The following is a 21,147-nucleotide window of genomic DNA, read 5'->3' on the forward strand; positions in this document are numbered from 1 at the left end:
TGCGATCATGCGTTTCGTACCGCGCGGGTCAGGATTCAAATGAATTGGATTTTAGGTTGCGCACAAGGGTGCGCAGGCCGACGTTCAGGCCCCGGCGGCGCGATATTCGGGCGCGCGGATCCGCACGATCAGACCCGGCGCGGCATCGTCCAGTTCCAGCCCGAAGCCGTGGAGATGGACAATTGCGGCCACCAGATTGAGGCCCAGCCCGGAGCCGGGCGTTTGCCGACTGGCCGCGCCGCGATAGAAACGGCGCAGCACCGCATCGCGTTCGGATCGCGCAATGCCCGGCCCGTTGTCGGCCAGTTCGATCGCCAGTTCTTCGCCCCGCCGGATCAGGCACAGGCGGATCCTGCCGCCATGGGGCGTGAACTTGATGGCATTGTCCAGCAGATTGCCGACCGCCTCGACCAGCAGCGCTTCATCGCCGATGATCTGATGGCCATAACTTCCGCTCAGTGCGATTTCGATCTCGCGCTCCTCGGCCAGCGGTTCGTAGAGTTCGGCCGCGCTGGTCATCAGCATCATCGGGTCGAGCGGGCCGAAACCGGCGCGCCGATTGGCCGCTTCCAGCTCGGCAATACGCAACAGCGCGTCGAAACGGGCCAGCAGCGCATCAATATCCTCGACCGCCTGATCGACCCCTTCGGGCCTTGGCTGGATCATGGCCAGACGCATCCGCAATCGGGCCAGCGGGCTGCGCAGGTCATGGGCGATGGCATCGGTCGCGCCCTTCACCTGCTCCATCAGCCGCTCGATTTCCTCGACCATGCCGTTCATCGTGGTGGCCACCAGATCGAGTTCGTCACCGCGCGTCGATACCGGCATCCGGTGCGCAAACTCGCCCGCCGCGATGCGTTTGGCATCCGCGCGCAATTGCCCGATGCGGCGCAGCGGCCCCAGCCCCAGCGCGACCGCCGCCACCACCGCCGAGAGCACCACGACAGCCCCGGTTGTCAGCGAGAGCGCAAGGATGCGGGCGCGAAATTCCACCGCAGGCGTAATGTCGCGCGCCACGATCAGGCTTTGCCCGTCGGGCAGCCGCGTGGTCATGGTCAGCAGCGGGCTGGGGGCCAGCGTTCCGGCGCGCCATTCCTTCATGGTTTCGGCGGGCGGGGGGCCTTGCCAATGCAGATTGCCTGCGATCTCGCGGCCCTGCACGTCGATCAGTGCGAAATAGTTGAGGCCCGATGTGCTGGCAGCAATCGCGGCCTGCACCCGGCCTGCGCGTTCATCGGCGGCCCCGCTGCCAAGCCGCGCGGTTTCCGAGGCCAGGATGAGATCGGAACGGCTGATCAGCTCGCGCTGGGTCAAGCGATAGGTCACGCCCAGCAGCAGGGCCACCGCCGCCAGAAACACCGCCCCCAGCGCCAGCATCAGCCGAAAGGTGGACGTGCGCCGCAATTCCGCCCAGCGAAGCGAGGGATGGCGCAGCGACGGGCGCCGCAGGGAAGGGCGCGTGGCCGGCAAGATCAGCCCACCACCAGCCGATAGCCTTCGCCCTTCACCGTTTCGATGATGGGGGCATGGCCAGGCTTTTCCAGCTTGCGCCGCAATTTGCCGATATGGACATTGATGAGATTGTCCGCCGGATCGAAGAAATAGCCCCAGACCTGTTCAAAGATCATCTGGCGGCTCAGGATCTGGCCCGGATGGCGGGCGAGAAGTTCGAGCAGGCGGAACTCTTTTTGCAGCAGGGCCACCGGCTCGCCATGCAGCCAGACCTTGCGCTTGATAAGATCCATTTCCAGCGGGCCGACCGTGATCCGCCCTTCGGCCGGATAGTCGCGTCCGCGCCGCAGCAGGACCTCGACCCGCATCGCCACTTCGTCGGGAGCAAAGGGTTTGACCATGTAATCATCGCCGCCCGCCCGCAGGCCAGCGATGCGTTGATCGACATCGCCCAGCGAGGAAATCATCAGCACCGGCGTGGTCACCCCTTCGGCGCGCAGCCGCGCGACCAGCGCCATCCCGTCCATATCGGGCAGCATCCGGTCCAGCGTGATCGCATCGAAACGGGCGGCATGGGTATGGGCCAGCGCCTCGCGCCCGGTGGTGGCGTGCAGCACGTCATAGCCCTGCGCCCGCAGGCGATCGGCGATCACCTGCGCCACTTCGGCATCGTCTTCCACCACCATGATCTGGGTCATGCCTGCTCCCTAGTGCCTCGGCGCGGGGAGGGGCAAGTGAAATGCAATTTACGCCAGCACGCGCACGATCAGCACCGCCATGGCAAACAGCACCATCAGGCACAGAATTGCGCTGGCGCTGACCCGCAGCCCGGCGCGGGCCACCAGCGCCAGATCGACGCTGAGGCCCAGCCCCGCCATGGCCAGCACGGTCAGCAACAGGCTGGCATGATGGGCGGCATCGCACAGCGCGGGCGGGATCATTCCGGCCGTATGCGCGACGGCCAGCGCCAGAAAGCCAAGGATAAACAGCGGGAAGGAGCGCCCCTTGGCCACGCCGCGTCCGCCCCCGCCGCGATGGACCAGCGAGAGCACCGCGACCACCGGCCCCAGCATCAGCACGCGCACCAGCTTGACCAGCGCGCCCACCTGCACCGCAATCGGCCCCAGCGGATGGGCGGCGGCCAGCACCTGCGGCACGGCATAGACCGTCAGCCCCGCCAGCATCCCCCCGCGCACCGCATCGAGATGCAAGGCCCCCGCCAGCACAGGCACGATCAGCACCACCGCAATGCCCAGCACTGCGGTAAAGCCGATGGAGGCGGCTACATCATCGCCATCGGCATCAATGGCGGGGGCAACAGCGGCGATGGCCGAATTGCCGCAAATCGCATTGCCGCAGGCCACCAGCAGCGCCATTCGCCCGCTTAGCCCCAGCCAGCGGCCAAGGGCATATCCCAGCGCGATGGTCAGCGCGATCAGCGCGACAATCGCGGCTACCAGCCCTGCGCCCATGCCCGCCAGCGCGCCAAGGCTGACCGTGGCGCCCATCAGCGCGACGGCCCATTCCATCACCGGCTTGGCGGCAAAGGTGATACCCCGCGTACAGGCATCGGGCACCGGCCTGAGGCTGCGCGCGCAGGCGCCCAGCAGGATTGCCAGCACCAGCGCATCGAGCCAGACCTTGCCCAGCAGCGCAAGCTGGACCTGTTCAAGAGCGAAAGCGGCAAGGGCGATGGCCGAGGCAAAGGCAAGGCCGGGGAGGAGAGATCGTATGGGCATGGGCGGCTTTTGCGCCCGCGCCATTCAATGATCCAATCAATTGAATTTGTATTTATGATAGAGTAAATCTATTAAATGACTCTCGAACAACTCCGCATCTTTGTCGCCGTCGCGCAAAGCCTGAACATGACGCGCGCGGCGCAGGAGCTCAACCTGACCCAGCCCTCGGTCAGCGCCGCGATTGCCGCGCTGGAGGGGCGGCACGGGCTGCGGCTGTTCGACCGGGTGGGGCGCTCGATCGAATTGTCCGAGGCGGGGCGAGCCTTTCTGCCCGAGGCGCGCGTGGTGCTGGCGCGGGCGCGCGAGGCGGCGCAGGCGCTCGACGATCTGGCCGGATTGCGGCGGGGCACCCTGCGTATCGCGGCCAGCCAGACCGTAGCGACCTATTGGCTGCCCGCGCGCATGGCCCGGTTTGCCGCGCGTCATCCGGGCATCACGCTCGACCTTGCCCTTGGCAACACGCAGGAAAGCGCCGAGGCTGTGCTGGCGGGCGAGGCCGATCTGGCCTTTGTCGAGGGCGAGGCGGGTGCGGATCTGCTCCGGGTGCAGCCGGTGGGCGAGGACCGGCTGGGCCTCTATGCGCGGATCGATCATCCGCTGGCGGGGCGGGCGCTGGACCGCGATGCCCTGCGCGCGGCGGTCTGGGTGCTGCGCGAACAGGGGTCGGGCACGCGCGCGCATCTGGGGCTGGCCCTGGCGCAGGCGGGGCTGGATTGGGGCGATCTGGATATTCGGCTCGAACTGCCCGCCAATGGCGCGGTGCTCGAAGCCTTGGAGGCGGGCGATCTGATCACGGCGGTGTCGGAATATGCGGCGGCTTCGCGCGTGGCGGCGGGGCGGGTGGTGCGGCTCGACTGGCCCTTTGCCCCGCGCCGCTTTGCCATGCTGACCCATCGCGCGCGGCGTTTGAGCGCGGCCGGCGAGGCTTTTGTCGCCTCAATGAAAATCGCGTGATTTCGGCAGGATGCGAACATTGCGCGGATGGCGGTGCGCCGATGGCCGGTGCGTTTCGCCTCCGGACATTCCCGACAGCCCGGCCAACATTGCGGTGCGGTCGATTACTTGGTCGATCATCACATGCACAACGCCCTCCTTGCTGCGCTGGATCACCCCCTCGATCAGCATCAGCCGCGCGGCCATCACCGCGCTGCGCTGTTTTTCCAGATCGCGCGCCCAGAGCAGCCCGTTGGCAATGCCGGTTTCATCCTCAATGGTGATGAAAACCGCATTGCCCTTGCCGGGCCGCTGGCGGGTCAGCACCACGCCCGCCACGCGGATCTTGCGCCCATCGGCCCGATCCAGCGTGTGCGAGCAAGGCGACACGCCCTCCTGTTTGAAAGCATCGCGCAGGAACTGCATCGGATGGCCTTTGAGCGAATAGCGCAAGGTCTGATAATCGGCTACGATCTCCTCTTGTTTGGGCATTTCGGGCAGGGGAGCATCAGTTTCCCGCCCCAGTTCGGCCGCCCCGGTATGGGCGAAAAGCGGCAATTGCGCGGGCGGCTTGCGGCGCACTTCCCACAAACCGCTGCGCCGCGAATGGCCAAGAGATTTCAGCGCATCGGCATCGGCCAGTTTGCGCAAGGCCGCAGGCGGCAGGGCGGCGCGCCGGGCCAGATCCTCCACCGATTGATAAGGGCCATGATCGCGCCCATCGGCAATCGCATCGGCCCATTCGCGGCGAAACCCGTCCAGCCGCGAAAAACCCAGCCGCAGCACAAGCCCGCCTTCCTCCAGCGTGCAGTCCCATGCGCTGTGGCTCACATCAATGCGGCGCACCACCACGCTATGCTCCAGCGCATCGCGGATCAGTTGCGCGGGGGCGTAAAAGCCCATCGGCTGGCTGTTGAGCAGCGCGCAGGTGAAGGCCGCCGGATGCCGACATTTCAGCCATGAGGACACATAGGCCAGCCAGGCAAAAGCCTGCGCATGGCTTTCGGGAAAGCCGTAGTCGCCAAAGCCTTCGATCTGTTTGAAGCATCTTTCGGCAAATTCAGGGTCATAACCGCGCGCCATCATGCCGCCCACCAGCCTTTCCTTATAACGGTCCACCGTGCCCTTGTGGCGAAAGGCGGCCATGGCGCGGCGCAATCCGTCGGCTTCGGCCGGGGTGAAGGCAGCCGCCACGATGGCCAGCTTCATGGCCTGTTCCTGAAACAGGGGGACCCCCTCTGTTTTGGCCAACACCTCCTCCAGTTCCTTTTGAGGATATCCCGGACCCGGGCTGGGCAGGGTCGCTTTTTCCTCCCCCGTGCGGCGGCGCAGATAGGGATGGACCATGCCCCCTTGGATGGGACCGGGCCGCACGATCGCCACCTGAATCACCAGATCGTAGAGTTTACGCGGCCTCATGCGCGGCAACATCGCAATCTGCGCCCGGCTTTCGACCTGAAACGTGCCGATACTGTCGCCTTTTGACAGCATTTGGTACACGCCTGGGTCTTCTAGCGGCACATTGCGCAAGCTGAAATCGCCCAACCCATGCTGGCGCAGCAGGTCGAAGCTCTTGCGGATACAGGTCAGCATCCCCAGCGCCAGCACATCGACCTTCATCAGGCCCAGCTCTTCAATATCGTCCTTGTCCCATTCGATGAAGGTGCGGTCGGGCATCGCGGCATTGTGGATCGGCACCATCTCGTCCAGCCGCCCCTGCGACAGCACGAAGCCGCCGACATGCTGCGAAAGATGGCGTGGATATTCCAGCAATTGATCGACCAGATTTTTCATTCGCGCGATCACCGGATTGGCCGGGTCAAAGCCCGCCTGCTCGACGCGCGCCTGCGGCACATCGCCGCCCCAACTGCCCCAGATCGTCGAGGACAGGCGCGCGGTCACATCCTCGCTCATGCCCAGCGCCTTGCCCACCTCGCGGATTGTGCTGCGCGGGCGGTAATGGATGACGGTGGCGGCGATCCCGGCGCGGTCCCGGCCATAGCGGGCATAGATATATTGCATGACCTCCTCGCGCCGCTCATGTTCAAAATCGACGTCAATGTCGGGCGGTTCGTCGCGCGCTTCGGACAGAAAGCGCGAGAAAAGCAGTTTCTCGCGCACCGGATCAATCGGCGTGATGCCCAGAAAATAGCAGACCAGCGAATTGGCCGCGCTGCCGCGCCCCTGACACAGGATGGGGGGATCGAGGCTGCGCGCGTGATGCACGATATCATGCACGGTCAGGAAATAGGGCGCGTAGTTGCGCGATCGGATGAGGCTAAATTCCTCCTGTAATACAGTGAAATACTTCTTGGGCAGGCCATTGGCGAAGTGGTTTTTGATGCCCCGCATCACCAGATGTTCCAGCCAACCCTGCGGCTGCCACCCATCGGGCACCGGCTCATGCGGATATTCATAGTGCAGCTCATCCAGCCTGAACTGCACACGTGAGAGCAGGTCCATGCTCGCCTCCACCGCCACCGGACAGGCGCGGAACAGACGCGCCATTTCGGCGGGGCTTTTCAGATGGCGCTCGGCATTGATGGCAAGGCGGCGGCCGGCACTCTGGATCGTCACGCCCTCGCGGATACAGGTGAGGATATCGTGCAGGGGCCGCGCCTGCGGACTGTCGTAAAGCGCGTCATTGCTGGCCAGCAAAGGCACGCCGGTGGCCGCCGACAAAGCCTGCGCCGCCGCCAGACGCCGCGCATCGGCCCCGCCGCGCAGCATATGCGCGGCCAGCCAGACCGCGCCGGGCCGCGCCTCCTGCAAGCGTTCGAGCACGCCGCGATCCTGACCTGTCGCGATCAGCAGCAGGTCTTCGGCATGATCGAGCAGATCGGGCAGACGCAGGATGCAATCGCCCTTTTCCGCCCGCCGATTGCCCAAAGTCAGCAGCCGCGTCAGCCGCCCCCAGCCATGCCGCGTGGCCGGATAGGCGATGATGTCGGGCGTCTCATCGGCAAAGACCAGCCGCGCGCCCACCACCAGTTTCAGCCCGCAACTCTCGCGCCCCAGATCCTTCCACGCCTTATGCGCGCGCACCACGCCCGCCACGCTGTTGCGGTCGGCGATGCCCAGTCCGGCCATCTCCAGCTTGACGGCCCGCGCCACCATTTCGGCCGGATGCGATGCCCCGCGCAGAAAGCTGTAATTGCTGGCCGCGATCAACTCGGCAAAAGCAGGCGCGCTCATGCGAAAAGCCCATGCATATACCAATGCGGATCGGGCTTTTCCTCATACAAGCCATGGCGGAAAATCCAGTAGCGCCGCCCGTGCCGATCCTCGACCCGGTAATAGTCGCGGGTCAATCCGCCCATGCCGGGGATCTCGCCCTCCTTGCGCCGCCACCATTGCGCGGCGATGCGCTCGGGCCCTTCAAACCGGCTCACCTCATAAAGCGTGCCCCGCCAGCGGAAACGATGGGGCGGGCCGTCGGGCACTTCGGCAATGATATCAACCTGTTGCGGCGGATCGAACAGGAACAGGGGGCGCAAGGGCGGCTCTCCCTGCGCGGGGGCGGGCCATGCAATCGGCGCGTGATGGCCCGGCGCATGATGGATCGCGGCTACGGCATATTGCGCCTGTTCCGGCATATGGCTGTCCTGTGGCACAAGGCGGCGCAGCGCATCCGGCCCCAGCCTCGTGCTCAGCCGGTCGATCAATTCGGCCAGCGCGGCTTCCTGCTTTTCCTCGCCATCCAGCGCGCTCTGGCTGGCCAACAGCGGTTCGGCCAGAGGCACCAGCAGCGTGATCCGGTCATAGCCGAAGCCGGGGTCGAGCGGATCGGCCAGCGCCGCGATCCGTTCATCGAACAGGCGCAGCACCAGCGCCGGATCTCGCGTGGGCAGGCCGGTTTCGATCATCAGCCGATGCCGCGCCCCATCGCTGCGAAACAGGGTGAGGGCAAAGCGCCGCCCGCCCAGATCGCGCTGCGCCATCTCGCCCGCAGCCTGATGCATCAGGTCGAGGAAACAGGCCGCGATGGAGGATTGCAGGCCGATGGGCTCGGGAAAACGCCGCTCGAAACGCAGCGGGCGGGGGCGAATTATGGGCGCAATCGGCGCCTGTTCCTCGCCCAGCAGGCGGCGCAGGGCGGTTACGGCTTCGCCTCCGAAACGCGCGGCGATGGCGGCCATCGAGCGCCCCGCCACATCGCCTACCGTTTTCAGCCCCGCGCGCGACAGCGCCAGAGCCGCCTCATCCTCCAGCCCCAGCGCGGCAATCGGCAGGGCGCGGATGGCGCCGCCTTCATCGGCCACCGGCCCCTGGCCATTATGCACCCCATAACGAACCAGAGCCTGTGCCGCCTCGGATGTGGCGGCCATGGCGACCCGCGTGGTCATGCCGATATCGGCCATCGCATCCTCGACCTGCGCGGCCAGACCTGCCTCGCCGCCGAACAGATGATCGACCCCGGTGCTTTCCATCACCAGCCCATCGGGCGGCGTGACCATCACATGGGGCGACCACGCGCCGCAGCGCCGCGCCAGACGCATCAGCCAATGCGCATCGGCCTGTTCATCCATTTCGGCCACGATCAGATCGGGCAAAACCGCCCGCGCATCGGCCAGCGCCATGCCCACCGCCATGCCCCGATCCCGCGCGGCGCCATTCACCGCGCCCAGCCGCAAGGCCCCGCGCACCTTGGTCACCATCGCCAAGGGGGCGTTATGCAGCGTGCCGTTTTCCTGCTCGATCACCAGCCGGTCTGTCGAGAGGAGCGGGAACCACAGCGCCAGATAGCGCTTCACGGAATTGGCATTTTTCACGGTCCCACTCCAGCCGCCAGCTCTGGCCCGAGGGGCCGGAGCGTTGGCGCAACAAGGTAATATCGAAACAGGGCGCGCCCGGCGCATCGCCCGGCCCGGCCTGTGGCAGGGCGCAGGAGGGCGCGGCGCTTACCTGCCAGCGCGTGCGCGCGGCGCTGGGTGATGGCTCGGCATCCACGCGCAGCAGCAGCAGGGGCACGCCCGACTGCTCCGCCGCCAGCGCGAACCGGCGGCTCGCCGTCAGATCCAGCTCGCGCATCGTCCCCCAGCTTTCCACCACCACCGCCCCCAGCGCTGCACAGCGCAAGCCATCGACCGCAGCGCGCAGCAGCCCCATCGTATCGCCCACCACACCGACCAGCCCGCCATCGGGCGCGCCGCCCAGTTCTGCCCAACCTGCGCCCTGAAAGACGCCCAGCGCGCCCACCGCCCGGCGCGAACGCAGCCAGAGTAGGGGCCGCGCCCCGCCCATGCCGCCTCCGCACATCCCCATAGCGGCGGCCAGTGTGAAACCCGCCGCCGCCGCCCCATCGCCCACCTCGGCCGCATAGATTTCATGCAGGCAGCCATGAGCCAGCCCGCCGCCCAGCGCGGCGTCCATGGCCTCCATGCCGCTGCTCCACCGGCGGATGGGCGGCGCATCGGGCAAGGGAGAGGGGGCGTTTATGATTCTCATATGTTCTTATTATGTTCCAATCGGGGTGAAGATCAAGACCCCGCTTGCCCCATTGCAAACCAAGGATTTGCCACAGGTTGACCGCTAAAGCGTTGCCTACGCGCGATGGATGGAGCGGGCTTTCCCTACGGTCCATCCCCGCTTCTGCTAAGCAGCGAAGGTGCACAAGTTCATGTTTCTTCACGAACGGACCCGTTTCCAAGGGCTGGTTCCGGCGCTCCTCCTCGCCTGCGCGGCCTGTACGCCGCAAGCGGGGCTTCATACGCAGGCTCCGGCCCAGGCTGAGCCATCGGCGGCGGGGGATTGGTGGCATCAATCGGGCGATGCGCTGCTGGATGAAATGGTGGCCCAGGCGTTGAGCGCCCTGCCGCCGGTTTGCGACGCGCCGCAGCGGGGCATCGGCGGCGGCATCCGGGCCGTGCTGCATCACCAAAGCGCCGAAAAACGCCACGCGCAGGAGCATGAGCGTATGGTGCAGCGCCTGCAAAAGGCCGAGGCGGTGGCCGGGGCCTATCTGCGGCTGCGTGCTTGGGCCGACCGTCTGGCCGCGCGCCATGCGATGCTGGCGCCATGGGCCGACAATGCCGAAATCGCCCATTTCCGCCGCGAGGCCGGTCTGGTGCCCGCGCTGGACGAGGATATGGCAGGCGTGATGGTGGGCCTGAATGCCAGCGACGAGGAGGCCGCCCGCGCCGGGCTGGAGCGCGCGCTGGCTGATCTGGCGCGCCTGACCGGACAGGACGGCGCGGCTCTGCGCGCAAGGCTGGACAAGACCTCGGCCATGCCGATCGGCAATCCGGCACCCCATAATCCTTTGCTGGCGCAGGCCGAGGCGGCCTTGACCAATGCCCGCATCGCCTATCGCGGCGGGGCGGCCAGTTTCGCCACGCTCTATGTGGCCGAGGCCAATGCCTTGGCCGCGCGCGAGGCGCAGATCATGGCCAATCACACCGCCGCGCTTGCCACCATCCGCCAATGGAGCGAAAAGGCCATGGCCGAGGAGGCGCATTGTGGCTGAATTATCGCCGACCGACAGCCTGTTGGGCGCGCAGACGCCCCGGCGGCGGCGTGGGCTGACCGTGCTGCTGCTGGTGGTGTTGGCCGGGTTTGCGGCGCTCTGGCTGTTCACGCGCTTTCTGGTGGGGACGGATTCGCCCTATTTCTCGGCCCCCGTTGAGCGCGGCGATCTGACGCCCACACTCTCGCTGCGCGGCACATTGCATGGCGAGGGCGAAGTGACGATTGCCGCCGCGCAGGATGGCGTGGTGGTCAGCCTTGCCTCGCCGGGCGGAATGCGCGTGGCGGCGGGGCAGGAACTGGTGGTGCTCGACACGCAGGCGCTGGCGCGCAGTCTGGAGAGCAATCAGGCCGCGCTGGAGAGCGCCAAGGAGGCCGCACAACGCGCCCAGATCACCCTGCGCGAGCATCAGGTGCGGCTGGATCGCTATGAGGGCGTGTGGCGCAAATCGGGCGGGCGGGTGCCTTCGCTTAACGAGATGGAGGGCGCGCGCGCCGACGTTTCACGCGCGCAGATCGACCTGTCCCGCGCGCAGGACGCCATTGCGCAGGGCGAGCGGCAGATCGAGATGGATCAGGCATCCATGGCCAATGCGATCGCGCGGGCGCCTTTTGCGGGCTATCTGGTGGCCTGTTCGGTGGCGCCGGGGCAATGGGTCCATGCCGGACAACCGCTTTGCACCATCGCGGCCAATCCCGAAAAGCTGAGCATATCCGTGCCGATCACCGAAAGCGATGCCGGGCGCATGGCGGCCAAGGCCGGGGCGCGGGTGCTGGTCGATGGCAAAAGCGACGTTGAGCGCAAGGCCACATTGGTGCGCATCGACCGTCTGCCCCATGGCGGGCGCGAGGCGGTATTCGCGTTGGCGCCGCCGGAAAAAGAGGGCGCGGCCTTGCTGCCCGGCCTTGAGGCGCTGGCCCAAATCGATCTGGCCGAGCGCGAGAATGTCCTGCTGGTTCCTAATGCCGCTTTGACTTTCAGCCTGCATGGCGAGGAACGCAGCCGCCAGAGCGGCGTTTATGTGGCAGACAGCGATGGTGCCCCGCGTTTTGTCGCCGTTGCGCTGGGGGCCAATGACGGCCACCGCAGCGAAGTCTTGTCGAGCGCGTTGCAGCCGGGCGATCAGGTGATCATCGGTTGGCGGCGCGACCACAAAGGACCATGATGATTTCCCGATTGACCCGAAGGAATGTGACGAAAAGCGGATTGGGCGCCTTGCTGATGGCTTTTGCCGGGCGCGCCCTGGGCGAGGCGGCCATACCGGGGCGTTTCGGCCCCGCCCGGCGCTTTTCGTGGGATGATCTGGTTGCACAGGCGCAGGCCCGCGCCCGCCGCCCCTATGCCCGCCAGATAGCCGCCCATGCCGTGCCCGATTTCGACACCCATGTGCGGCTGAGCTATGATCCCGCCGAGATGGTGGCGGGCCGGTTGCGCCTGTTTCCGGCCAAGGTGGATACGGCGCCCGATGCGGTGAACATCCATGTCGTGGAAAATGGCGTGGCGCGCGCGATCGTGGACACCCATGGCCTGTTCGGCGGCGGACAATCGGCCGATGTTGCCGGTTTCCGCGTGATGGAGGCCCATGGCGGGGGCGACTGGCTGGCCAGCCTTGGCGCGTCCTATTTCCGCGCGGTGGGGCCGACCGGGCAATATGGCCTGTCGGCCCGCGCAATTGCTGTGAACACCGCCATGCCGGGGCCTGAGGAATTTCCCGCCTTCACCGATTTCTGGATCGAACAGAAGGGGGCGGATCATCTGTTGATCCATGCGCTGGTCGACGGACCTTCGCTGTGCGGCGCCTATGCGTTTGACATCACGCGCACGGCTGCGGGGGTGGAACACGGGGTGCGTACGGCGCTGTTCGTCCGGCGCGACATTGCGCGGCTGGGCGTGGCACCCATCACCAGCATGTTCGATTTCGACCAGTCCGCCCGCCCCGCCCATGGCGACTGGCGGCCCGAGGTGCATGACAGCGACGGCCTTGCCATCCACACCGGCACGGGCGAGCGGATCTGGCGCCCGCTGGACAATCCGCCGGGGCCGCGCGTCCATATGCTGCGCGCCGATGGGGTGAAGGGCTTTGGCATGATCCAGCGCGACACCACCTTTGACCATTATCAGGATGACCTCAATTTCTACAACCGCCGCCCTTCGCTCTGGGTATCGCCGGAGGGTGATTGGGGGCCGGGCGCGGTGATGCTGTACGAGATGAACACGATCTCGGAAAATGTTGATAATATGGCGGCAATGTGGGTGTCCGACCGGCCCGTGCGCGCCGGGGACCGCCGCGATTTCGCCTATCGACTGCGCTGGGGACAGGGCGATCTGGCGGGCGATGCCAATGCGGTCTGCGTCAATCACTTCATTGGCCCGGGCGGGGTGCCGGGCGCCGATCCGATTGCCGGGGCCACGCGCTATGTCTTCGACTTTTCCGGCCCGGCGCTGCGCGGCCTGACGCGGGACAGCAAGGTTGAGGCGGTGACCGATCTGGGCGTGGCGATGATCATGGCCAATGTCTTTCCGGTGGAGGGGCAAAGCGGCCTGTGGCGCGTGGTGATGGATGTCCGGGTCGAAGGGCTGAAGCAGAATGAGTTCCGCCTGTTCCTGCGCCGGGCGGGCGGGGCTTTGAGCGAGACAGTCATCAAGACGGTGCGGCCATGACACCCCCTAAGGGCGCCGCGCATCTGCCCCAACTGCCGCCCGAGGCGCCGCTGGCCATGCCGGTGCAGGATCTGTTCGGCAATCCGCCCGCGCGGATCGAGGTGCTGACCCGCCCGCACGGCATGGGGATGAAGCGGTTGTTGCTGGTGCTGCTGACGGCGGTGCTCAGTCTGGCGGCCTCGAGCGAACTGCGGGTGCAATTCTCGCTCGACGGGCTGGACTGGTTCGAGGTGGCGCTGCTGATCTGCTTTGTGCCCTTGTTCAGCTGGGTGGCCTTTGGCTTTGTCACCTCGACGATCGGTTTTGTACAGCTGATCAGCGGCGAACATCCCGGCTTCACCGAAATTCCCAGCCCTGCCAAGGCGCTGCGCCATCGCACAGCGGTGCTGATGCCGGTCTATAATGAAAGCGTCGAGGAAGTCTTTGCCCGTGTCGAGGCGATGGGTCATTCGATTGCCGCATCGGGAGGCGGTCCGTGGATCGACTTCTTCGTACTGAGCGATTCGCGCCCTGATCATGGCGCGCTGGAGGAGGAGGCTTGGGCCAGACTGGCGCCCCGCCTGCCGATCCGCCTGTTCTATCGCCGCCGCGCCGAAAATACCGAACGTAAGCCGGGCAATATTGCCGAATGGGTCCGCCGCTTTGGGGGATCTTATGAGAATATGCTGGTGCTGGACGCCGACAGTCTGATGAGCGGCCATGCGATTGTCGGCATGGCGGCGATCATGGAGGAGCGCCCCTCGGTCGGCCTGTTGCAGACCGTGCCGATGATTACGAACGCGCGCACCCTGTTTCAGCGCTGGATGCAGTTTGCCAGCGAGGCCTATGGCCCGATTGCCTCGGCGGGGTTGCTGTGGTGGTCGGGGTCGGAGGCCAATTTCTGGGGCCATAATGCGATCGTGCGCACCCGTGCCTTTGCCGAGGCCTGCGGATTGCCGCAATTGCCCGGCAATCCGCCCTTTGGCGGGCCGATCCAGAGCCATGACATGTTTGAATCGGCCCTGCTGCGCCGTCGCGGCTGGGCGGTCCACATGATCATGATCGGCGGCAGTTATGAGGAATTCCCGCCCAGCATCGTCGATTTCGCCATCCGCGACCGGCGCTGGATGCAGGGCAATCTGCAGCATCTGCAATTGCTGGGCGCTTCGGGGCTGAGCCTGACGCATCGGCTGCATCTCTTGCTGGGGGCTTCGGCCTATCTCACCTCGCCGGGCTGGCTGCTGCTGGTCATCACCTCGATCCTGCGCATGGGCGCGGCGGGCGAGTGGCAGGCGGCGGGGGGGATGCCGCTCAATGTGCTGTGGCTGACGCTGGTGCTGCTGTTCGGGCCTAAAGTGATGGGTATGCTCTGGCTGTTGGCGGATCCGGCGCGGGCGCGGACTTTTGGCGGAGGCGGCAGCATTGTGCGCTCGGTGGCGCTGGAGACGGTGCTTTCGATCCTGCTGGCGCCGGTGACGATGGTGACCCAGACCAAGGCGCTGGGGGCGTTGCTGATGGGTGTGCCCTCGGGCTGGAACACGCAGGCGCGCGAGGCGCGGCGGCTGCCGGTGCGGGGGCTGCTGGGGTCTTTGCGCGAACATCTGTTGCTGGGCGCGCTGTTTGCCGCGACCTTTTTCTACAGCACCAGCCTTGGGCTGTGGCTTTCGCCTTTGGCGCTGGGCCTGCTGCTTTCGCCATGGCTGATCAGCCTGACGTCCAGCGAGGATCTGGGATCAAGGGCGGGCCATGCGGGCATCTTTGCCGTGCCAAGGCCCGAGATTGCCGACCCGACGGCTCCCAAAGAATAGGGGGGCCAAAGAATAAGGGCGGCAGGTATCCCGCCGCCCTTGGACATGCTTACTTCTTGGGCGTCTTGGCGGCGGTCGCCTCGATTTCCACCAGGAAGGCCGGGCCGGCCAGCGCGGCCACCTGAACCACCGAACGGGCCGACTTGTTGGGCTGGGTCGCGGTGCCGAAGAACTGGCTGTAGGCCTCGTTGAAGCCCTTGAAGTCCAGCTTGCCGCCATTGGCCGGATCGCCCACGAGGAAAACCGTCAGCTTGATGACGTCCGACATCTCATAACCCTGCGCTTTCAGCAGGGCCTCGATCTTCTTGAACGTGCTGATTGCCTGAGTCTTGGTGTCGCCATAGGTGGCGATGGCATCAGGGGCGCCGCCCTGAACGGCGGGCGCGGGAACCTGACCCGACAGGATCAGCATATCCGCCTTGGCCGGCACGAACACGCCCGCCAGAATGGGCGAGGTGGCCCCGCCCGGAATGCGGGTGACGTCCTGCGCCTGCGCCGCGGCGGGGATGGCGGCAAGGAGAGCGGCGGCGGTCAAAAGGCGTTTCATCGGTTCTACTCCTGATGGAAGGACGCGCCTTTGTGGCACGCGGGGATGACGCCGCCAAGACCGCCGTAAAGCGCTATTTTGCGTATGCTTGCGCGCGGCGGCGCAATAGAAAATCCAGCCCCGCGCCCAGCGCCAGCACCCCCGCACCAAACACCGCGCCCAGCCCAAGCTGAACAAAGGAGGCATAGAGCATATAGGCCGTCAGAGCGATAAAAACGGCGGGAAACAGCGGAAAGAGCGGCGTTCTGACCGGGCGGGGCAGGGCAGGATGCATGATCCGCAGTCGGATCGCGGCGGCCATGCCCATGCCGATAAACAGCCAATAGACCGGCGTCATATAATCCACCATCGCGTTAAACCCGCTGCCCGTCAGTGCGGAAAGCAAGGTCAGCACCAGCGACACGCCGCCCACCGCCAGCGCCGCGCGGGTGGGCGCGCCGCGCGTGGGATGCCAATGGGCCAGAGCGCCAAGGCCGGGATGATCGCGCGCGGCGGCATAGGTGGTGCGCGCGCAAACGATGATGGTCGAATTGATGCTGGCCACCGCGGATATGCCCACCACCGTTACCACCAGCGCCTGTCCCGGCCAGCCAAAGGCCATGCGCGCCAGATCGGCGGCAGGCGCGACCGAATGGGCCAGCGCGCCCTCGCCAAGGCCCCGCATCAGCGCCCAGTTGAGCGCGACATAGATCAGCCCCAGCAGGCCGATGGAGCCGATCACCGCGATGAACATGCCGCGCCTGCCGGACCGCACCTCGGCCGAGAGGGTGGCCGCATCGCTCCACCCGCCATAGGCAAGGAAGATGTAGATCAGCGCCACCGCGATCCCGCCCATAGGCGGGCGCGGCGCATCGGGCATGACGGGGGCGGCGGGCACCACCATCCCGGCCAGAATGACGCTGATGAAACCCAGCGCCACGGCCAGCACCAGCGCCGCCTGCGTCAGAAAACCCAGTCGCACATGGGCCAGATTGAGCCCTGTCATCGCCGCCACCAGCCCCACCGAGAGCACCAGCCGCCCGCCCGCGCCCAGGCCCAGCGGCGCGCCGATATAGTCGGCGGCCAGATGCGCCATCAGCGCCACCCATCCGGTATGCATGATGGCAAAGCGCGACCATGCGTAAAGCGTGCCCACCCTCTCGCCCCATGCGCGGCGGATGAAAGTGTATTCGCCCCCGGCATCGGGAAAGGCGGCGGCCATTTCGACATAGGATAATCCGCCCACGATCGAGATCGCCGCCCCGGCGATCCACAGGCCCAGAAAATGCCAATGGCCAATCGAGGCGACAATCGTGGGCGCGGTTTTCAGCGCGTCGGTGGACATGATCATGCCAAGCGCCAGCAGCATCGCATGCAGGCTGTGAAGGTGCCGTTGCGGCTGATGACTGCTCATGGTGGTGCTTTAGTTGGCCGCCGCGATCAGCGCCAGCGCCTCGTCCATCGTGGGCAGGACCGAGGGCGCTCCCGAGGGCCGGTCATTGGCATAAATGGCAAAGGTCAATTCGCGCCCGCTGGCCGCCACCAGATAGCCCGCCAGCGCGTTGGCCGCCAGCAGCGTGCCGGTCTTGGCAAAGACCTTGCCTTGCAGCACGGGATTTTTCATCCGGCGGCCCAGCGTGCCGTCCACCCCGCCGATGGGCAAGGTCTTGCGCCAGTCTGCCGCCCAAGGCTGCGTCTCGACCCAATGGAGATATTGCACCATCGCGCGCGGGGTGATGCGATTGTCCGGCGAGAGGCCCGAACCATCGTAGAAATCATGAGCAGAGGCGGGCAGACCGGCCCGCGCAATCGTCTGGTTCAGCACGATCCGCCCGGCGGGCGTGGTGGGTGAAAAGCCCTGCGTCAACGCCAGTTTCTTCAGAAACAGATGGGCGTGCAGGTTCTGGCTGACCTTCGAGGTAATAGTCAGATCATCGATCAGGTCGGGCGGGGTGAGGGTGGAGAGATCCTTGGCCTGAATGGCGGGCGCGACAGGCGCGGGGATCATGTCCACCGGCCCCATCGGCGCATGGCGCGCACGAGGATGGCCCGTCACTTTCACGCCACGCTCGCGCAGCAATTGGGCCAGACGGATCGCGGCATAATCGGCCGGATCGTCAATGTCGAAATCCAGCCTTTGCTCACGCCCGCCAAGGGGCAGCGATCCGAACAGGCGGATCTGGCGTGTGCCGGGGATCATTTCGACCATGACTTCGGCGCGGGAATCGGGCGCGCCGGTCGTGATCTGGTTGACGATCTCCATCTCGGGCGCGGCGATTTCCAGCGCGGCGCGGCCCGGCGCCCCCACCGCATCGCCCGGATTGGCCAGCACGGTCAGCTCATTGTCATTGATCGTCAGCGCGGAAATCTGGGTGCGCGTGCCGGGGCGGATGCGGTCGGAGATGATCCAGCGTTCAAAGGGCATGAAGCTGTCATCGCCGATCACATCGCCCACGCGTTTCACCCCGCTCGCTGCCACCGCATCGGCCAGAGCGGCAAGGCAATCCTTTTCGCAATCGGGCGTATCCTTCATCATCGCATCGCCGCGCCCGATCAGCGCGATGTTCTGGCGGCCATGATCGCTTTCGATCCGCACGCCATTGCCCATATTGGGAAAAGGTCCGCGCGCCATCGCGTCAAACACGGCGGTGGTGACAAAGACCTTTGTGTTGGACGCGGGCTGAAACCTCTCATCCGGGGCGATGGAGGCGATGACATGGCCTTCCTTGTCCTCCACCCGCAGGCCCCAGCGGGTACCCTCAATGGCCGGTTTGTTCAGCACGGCGCGGATCTGGGTTTCAAGATCGGCGGCGGCGGCGGGGGCGGCCAAAGCCAGCAGCCACCATCCTATCAAAGCGGTCTGCCTTCTCATACCCATTCCCCCCAATCGCACATCGGACCGATCATTGCAGAATGCCGCGCCGCCGCAAAGGGTCAAACCCGCGCCAGCTTTGCGTATTTTCGCGCCTATGCGCCATGGGTTAGCTTGCGCGCCAAGGGGGACTTATCATGCCGATCATCCTGAGCGTGAATGGGCAAAAGCACAGTATCGACAATGCCGCCGCCGATGTGCCCTTGCTGTGGGTGCTGCGCGATATGGTGGGCATGACGGGCACGAAATTCGGCTGCGGCGTGGGGCTTTGCGGGGCCTGCGGCGTGCTGATCGGGGGACAGCGGTTCTTCAGCTGCCAGACACCTTTGCGCGCGGTGATCGGGCGCGATGTGACCACAATCGAGGGGCTGGGCGAGGACCCCCATGGCGCGGCGCTGCAACAGGCGTGGGAGGAGGTCGATGTCGTGCAATGCGGCTATTGCCAGCCCGGCCAGTTGATCGCGGCCTGCGCCTTGCTGAAGGCCAATCCGCGCCCCGACGATGCGGCGATTGACGAAGGGATGAGCGGCAATCTGTGCCGCTGCGGCACCTATCCGCGCATTCGCAAGGCGGTGAAACTGGCGGCGGGAGGCGTGAAATGATCGATGGCGGAATTTCGCGCCGGGGCGTGTTGCAGGGCGCGGCGGCGGTTGGCGCCGCGCTGGTGGTGCCGGTGGCGCGCGGGTCGGCCGGCGGGGCCTTGGCGGCCAATGCCTATATTTCGGTGACGGCCTCGGGCGTCGAACTGGCCCTGCCCAAGACCGAGATGGGGCAGGGGGTGATCACCTCGCTCTCCATGCTGGTGGCCGAGGAATTGGGCGTGGCCCTGAACAAGGTGCGGGTGAGCATTCCCGATGGCGATGCGCCCCGCTTTGCCCCCATCACGCAAGAGACGGGCGGCTCGACCTCGATCCGCGAGGTTTACAAGCCGATGCGCCAGGCTGCGGCGCGGGCGCGTGTGGGTTTGATCGAGGCGGCGGCGCGGCAATGGGGCGTTCCGCCGGGGCAATGCGATCTGGTCGATGGCGTGGTGGTTGCGGGCAAGCGGCGGCTGGCCATGGGCGATCTGATCGCATCGGCGGTCCTGCCCCGCGAAGCGCCCATGCGGCAGAACCTGCGCCTGATCGGGCGACCCACCCCCCGTATCGACGCGCGGCCCAAGATCACCGGGGCGATGCAGTTCGGGATCGACTTCCGCCTGCCGGGCATGAAGGTGGCCACGCTGGCGCAATGCCCGATCTATGGCGGCACGCTGGCCGGGCTGGATGAAAAGGCGGCGCTGGCGACGCCCGGCGTGGTCAAACTGGTCAAGGGCCGCGATGTGGTCTTTGTCGTGGCCGATCATTACTGGGCCGCGCTGCAGGGCTATGTGGCGGCCAATGTGCAATGGGCGCCGGGACCGAAAATGGCCGATCAGGGCGCGATTGTCGCCGATCTGGACGCGGCGCTGGCCCAGCCCGGCCATTCGGCCAAGGCGCAGGGCGACCTGAACGCCGCACGGGGTCGCGAATTTTCCGCCACCTATCATCAGCCCTTCCTTGCCCATGCGGCGATGGAGCCTTTGGCCTGCACCATCCATGTCACCGAAAAAGGGTGCGAAATCTGGTCCGGCTCGCAGGTTCCGGCCCAAGCCCGCGCCGATGCGGCCAAGGCGCTGGGCATGGGCGAGGACAAGGTGACCTTTCACAACTTCCAGATGGGCGGCGGTTTCGGGCGGCGGCTGGAAACCGACATGGTGTTGCGCGCGGTCGAGCTGGGGCGGGCGGTGCCCTATCCGGTCAAGCTGGTCTGGAGCCGCGAGGAGGATGTCCAGCACGACATGTTCCGCCCCGCCTATGCCGACCGGATCAGCGCGGTGATCGACGACAAGGGCAGGCCCATCGCGTGGGAGCATCGCATCGCCGGTTCCTCGATCATGGCGCGGTTGATGGGCGATGGGTTCAAGGGCGTGGATGGTGATGCCATCGAGGGCGCGGTGGAGATGCCCTATGCCGTCGCGGCCCATCACGTCACGTTTCAGCAGGTGGAAAGCGCGGTGCCGACCAGTTGGTGGCGGGGGGTGGGGGGCTTGCGCTCCTGTTTCGTGGTGGAAAGTTTCATTGACGAGCTGGCTCATGGCGCGGGGGCTGATCCGCTGGCCTATCGGCTGGCGCTGATGGAGGATGCGCGCAGCCGGGCGGTTTTGTCCCGCGCGGCGAAGGAGGCGGGATGGGGGCGGCCCATGCCCAAGGGGCAGGGGATGGGGATGGCCGTGCTCAAACTATGGGGCACGCATATTGCCGCCGTGGTCGAGGCCAAGGTGGCGGAGGGCCAGATCAGCGCGGTGCGCGTGACGATTGCGGTCGATTGCGGGCTGGCGATCAACCCTCTGGGCATCGAGGCGCAGGTGGAAAGCGGGGTGATCTTTGGCCTCTCCGCCGCGCTCTATGGCGAGATCACCATGAAGGACGGGGCGGCGCAGCAGTCGAATTATCACGATTTCCGCATTTTGCGCATGAATGAGGCGCCCCGCATCGCCACCCATATCATCGCCAGTCAGGCCGATCCGGGTGGTATGGGCGAGCCGCCCTGCGCAGTGGTGGCGCCCGCGCTGGCCAATGCGGTTTTTGCCGCCAGTGGACAGAGGATGCGCAAATTGCCGCTGGTCGTTTAGCGCCGCGTGGACAAATTTGGCGTTCTGAATTAGCCTTTGCATTCTGCAGTCGGAGAGA

Annotated in this window: 16 protein-coding genes; 7 read left to right on the forward strand and 9 right to left on the reverse strand. The window is 66.2% G+C overall.

What is annotated here, in order from left to right; all coding sequences use genetic code 11:
- Window positions 1-84: 84 nt before the first annotated feature.
- From FHW92_RS06705 to FHW92_RS06715, 3 genes are read right to left on the reverse strand one after another with little or no spacing between them, the layout of a single operon-like run.
- On the reverse strand, window positions 85-1,470 hold the full coding sequence (locus FHW92_RS06705; RefSeq protein ID WP_168602481.1) for a HAMP domain-containing sensor histidine kinase: 1,386 nt from the start codon (window positions 1,468-1,470) through the stop codon (window positions 85-87).
- 2 nt (window positions 1,471-1,472) lie between these two features.
- Window positions 1,473-2,150 carry a response regulator transcription factor gene (locus FHW92_RS06710; RefSeq protein WP_168602482.1) on the reverse strand — a complete coding sequence of 226 codons (678 nt, stop codon included), beginning with the start codon at window positions 2,148-2,150 and terminating at the stop codon, window positions 1,473-1,475.
- Window positions 2,151-2,198: 48 nt separating this feature from the next.
- Entirely contained in the window at window positions 2,199-3,191 is a 993-nt protein-coding gene (locus tag FHW92_RS06715; protein ID WP_246869979.1) for a putative sulfate exporter family transporter, read from the reverse strand.
- Window positions 3,192-3,266: 75 nt separating this feature from the next.
- Here FHW92_RS06715 and FHW92_RS06720 point away from each other — a divergent pair, with 75 nt between their 5' ends.
- Window positions 3,267-4,145: a LysR substrate-binding domain-containing protein gene (locus FHW92_RS06720; protein ID WP_168602484.1), complete on the forward strand. Its 879-nt coding sequence runs from the start codon at window positions 3,267-3,269 to the stop codon at window positions 4,143-4,145.
- Here the strand turns inward: FHW92_RS06720 and FHW92_RS06725 are convergent.
- The 3 genes from FHW92_RS06725 to FHW92_RS25670 are packed head-to-tail and all read right to left on the reverse strand — an operon-like array spanning window position 4,128 to window position 9,572.
- Complete coding sequence (locus FHW92_RS06725; RefSeq protein ID WP_168602485.1) at window positions 4,128-7,319, reverse strand: error-prone DNA polymerase; 3,192 nt, start codon at window positions 7,317-7,319, stop codon at window positions 4,128-4,130. The two genes, FHW92_RS06720 and FHW92_RS06725, sit on opposite strands and share 18 nt — an antisense overlap.
- Window positions 7,316-8,782 carry a DNA polymerase Y family protein gene (locus FHW92_RS06730; protein WP_246870025.1) on the reverse strand — a complete coding sequence of 489 codons (1,467 nt, stop codon included), beginning with the start codon at window positions 8,780-8,782 and terminating at the stop codon, window positions 7,316-7,318. Before FHW92_RS06730 ends, FHW92_RS06725 begins: the two co-directional genes overlap by 4 nt.
- A 13-nt stretch (window positions 8,783-8,795) precedes the next feature.
- Window positions 8,796-9,572: a hypothetical protein gene (locus FHW92_RS25670; RefSeq protein WP_246869980.1), complete on the reverse strand. Its 777-nt coding sequence runs from the start codon at window positions 9,570-9,572 to the stop codon at window positions 8,796-8,798.
- A gap of 172 nt (window positions 9,573-9,744) precedes the next feature.
- On the opposite strand from FHW92_RS25670, the gene FHW92_RS06735 reads away from it, so the two are divergent.
- From FHW92_RS06735 to mdoH, 4 genes are read left to right on the forward strand one after another with little or no spacing between them, the layout of a single operon-like run.
- Window positions 9,745-10,590, forward strand: coding sequence for a TolC family protein (locus tag FHW92_RS06735; protein ID WP_168602487.1), 846 nt, complete (start codon window positions 9,745-9,747; stop codon window positions 10,588-10,590).
- Window positions 10,583-11,755: an efflux RND transporter periplasmic adaptor subunit gene (locus FHW92_RS06740; RefSeq protein ID WP_349237654.1), complete on the forward strand. Its 1,173-nt coding sequence runs from the start codon at window positions 10,583-10,585 to the stop codon at window positions 11,753-11,755. The genes FHW92_RS06735 and FHW92_RS06740 overlap by 8 nt, the downstream gene beginning before the upstream one ends.
- Complete coding sequence (locus FHW92_RS06745) at window positions 11,752-13,251, forward strand: glucan biosynthesis protein (RefSeq protein ID WP_246869981.1); 1,500 nt, start codon at window positions 11,752-11,754, stop codon at window positions 13,249-13,251. Before FHW92_RS06740 ends, FHW92_RS06745 begins: the two co-directional genes overlap by 4 nt.
- Window positions 13,248-15,038: a glucans biosynthesis glucosyltransferase MdoH gene (mdoH, locus tag FHW92_RS06750; protein ID WP_168602489.1), complete on the forward strand. Its 1,791-nt coding sequence runs from the start codon at window positions 13,248-13,250 to the stop codon at window positions 15,036-15,038. The genes FHW92_RS06745 and mdoH overlap by 4 nt, the downstream gene beginning before the upstream one ends.
- A gap of 49 nt (window positions 15,039-15,087) precedes the next feature.
- On the opposite strand, the gene FHW92_RS06755 is transcribed toward mdoH, so the two are convergent.
- The 3 genes from FHW92_RS06755 to dacB form a co-directional block, all read right to left on the reverse strand.
- On the reverse strand, window positions 15,088-15,585 hold the full coding sequence (locus tag FHW92_RS06755) for a RidA family protein (protein WP_168602490.1): 498 nt from the start codon (window positions 15,583-15,585) through the stop codon (window positions 15,088-15,090).
- A gap of 73 nt (window positions 15,586-15,658) precedes the next feature.
- Window positions 15,659-16,978 carry an amino acid permease gene (locus FHW92_RS06760; RefSeq protein ID WP_168602491.1) on the reverse strand — a complete coding sequence of 440 codons (1,320 nt, stop codon included), beginning with the start codon at window positions 16,976-16,978 and terminating at the stop codon, window positions 15,659-15,661.
- Between the two features lie 9 nt (window positions 16,979-16,987).
- Complete coding sequence (gene dacB, locus FHW92_RS06765; RefSeq protein ID WP_168602492.1) at window positions 16,988-18,436, reverse strand: D-alanyl-D-alanine carboxypeptidase/D-alanyl-D-alanine-endopeptidase; 1,449 nt, start codon at window positions 18,434-18,436, stop codon at window positions 16,988-16,990.
- 137 nt (window positions 18,437-18,573) lie between these two features.
- Here dacB and FHW92_RS06770 point away from each other — a divergent pair, with 137 nt between their 5' ends.
- Both FHW92_RS06770 and FHW92_RS06775 read left to right on the forward strand, forming a co-directional pair.
- The gene (locus FHW92_RS06770) at window positions 18,574-19,038 is read left to right on the forward strand and encodes a (2Fe-2S)-binding protein (protein WP_168602493.1); all 465 of its coding nucleotides are present in this window, start codon (window positions 18,574-18,576) and stop codon (window positions 19,036-19,038) included.
- Window positions 19,035-21,089, forward strand: coding sequence for a molybdopterin cofactor-binding domain-containing protein (locus FHW92_RS06775; protein ID WP_168602494.1), 2,055 nt, complete (start codon window positions 19,035-19,037; stop codon window positions 21,087-21,089). The genes FHW92_RS06770 and FHW92_RS06775 overlap by 4 nt, the downstream gene beginning before the upstream one ends.
- Window positions 21,090-21,147: the final 58 nt, after the last annotated feature.

The sequence above is a fragment of the Novosphingobium sp. SG707 genome, assembly GCF_012275515.1.
In the GTDB taxonomy this organism is placed as follows: Bacteria; Pseudomonadota; Alphaproteobacteria; order Sphingomonadales; family Sphingomonadaceae; genus Novosphingobium.

Excerpts from the sequence above, each read along its gene's own strand:
- FHW92_RS06715 (WP_246869979.1), bottom strand. The coding sequence starts at position 3,191 with ATGCCCATACGATCTCTCCTCCCCGGCCTTGCCTTTGCCTCGGCCATC.
- FHW92_RS06755 (WP_168602490.1), bottom strand. The coding sequence starts at position 15,585 with ATGAAACGCCTTTTGACCGCCGCCGCTCTCCTTGCCGCCATCCCCGCC.
- FHW92_RS06725 (WP_168602485.1), bottom strand. The coding sequence starts at position 7,319 with ATGAGCGCGCCTGCTTTTGCCGAGTTGATCGCGGCCAGCAATTACAGC.
- FHW92_RS06735 (WP_168602487.1), top strand. The coding sequence starts at position 9,745 with ATGTTTCTTCACGAACGGACCCGTTTCCAAGGGCTGGTTCCGGCGCTC.
- FHW92_RS06720 (WP_168602484.1), top strand. The coding sequence starts at position 3,267 with ATGACTCTCGAACAACTCCGCATCTTTGTCGCCGTCGCGCAAAGCCTG.
- FHW92_RS06770 (WP_168602493.1), top strand. The coding sequence starts at position 18,574 with ATGCCGATCATCCTGAGCGTGAATGGGCAAAAGCACAGTATCGACAAT.
- FHW92_RS06710 (WP_168602482.1), bottom strand. The coding sequence starts at position 2,150 with ATGACCCAGATCATGGTGGTGGAAGACGATGCCGAAGTGGCGCAGGTG.
- FHW92_RS06760 (WP_168602491.1), bottom strand. The coding sequence starts at position 16,978 with ATGAGCAGTCATCAGCCGCAACGGCACCTTCACAGCCTGCATGCGATG.
- mdoH (WP_168602489.1), top strand. The coding sequence starts at position 13,248 with ATGACACCCCCTAAGGGCGCCGCGCATCTGCCCCAACTGCCGCCCGAG.
- dacB (WP_168602492.1), bottom strand. The coding sequence starts at position 18,436 with ATGAGAAGGCAGACCGCTTTGATAGGATGGTGGCTGCTGGCTTTGGCC.
- FHW92_RS25670 (WP_246869980.1), bottom strand. The coding sequence starts at position 9,572 with ATGAGAATCATAAACGCCCCCTCTCCCTTGCCCGATGCGCCGCCCATC.
- FHW92_RS06730 (WP_246870025.1), bottom strand. The coding sequence starts at position 8,782 with ATGGTGACCAAGGTGCGCGGGGCCTTGCGGCTGGGCGCGGTGAATGGC.
- FHW92_RS06775 (WP_168602494.1), top strand. The coding sequence starts at position 19,035 with ATGATCGATGGCGGAATTTCGCGCCGGGGCGTGTTGCAGGGCGCGGCG.
- FHW92_RS06745 (WP_246869981.1), top strand. The coding sequence starts at position 11,752 with ATGATGATTTCCCGATTGACCCGAAGGAATGTGACGAAAAGCGGATTG.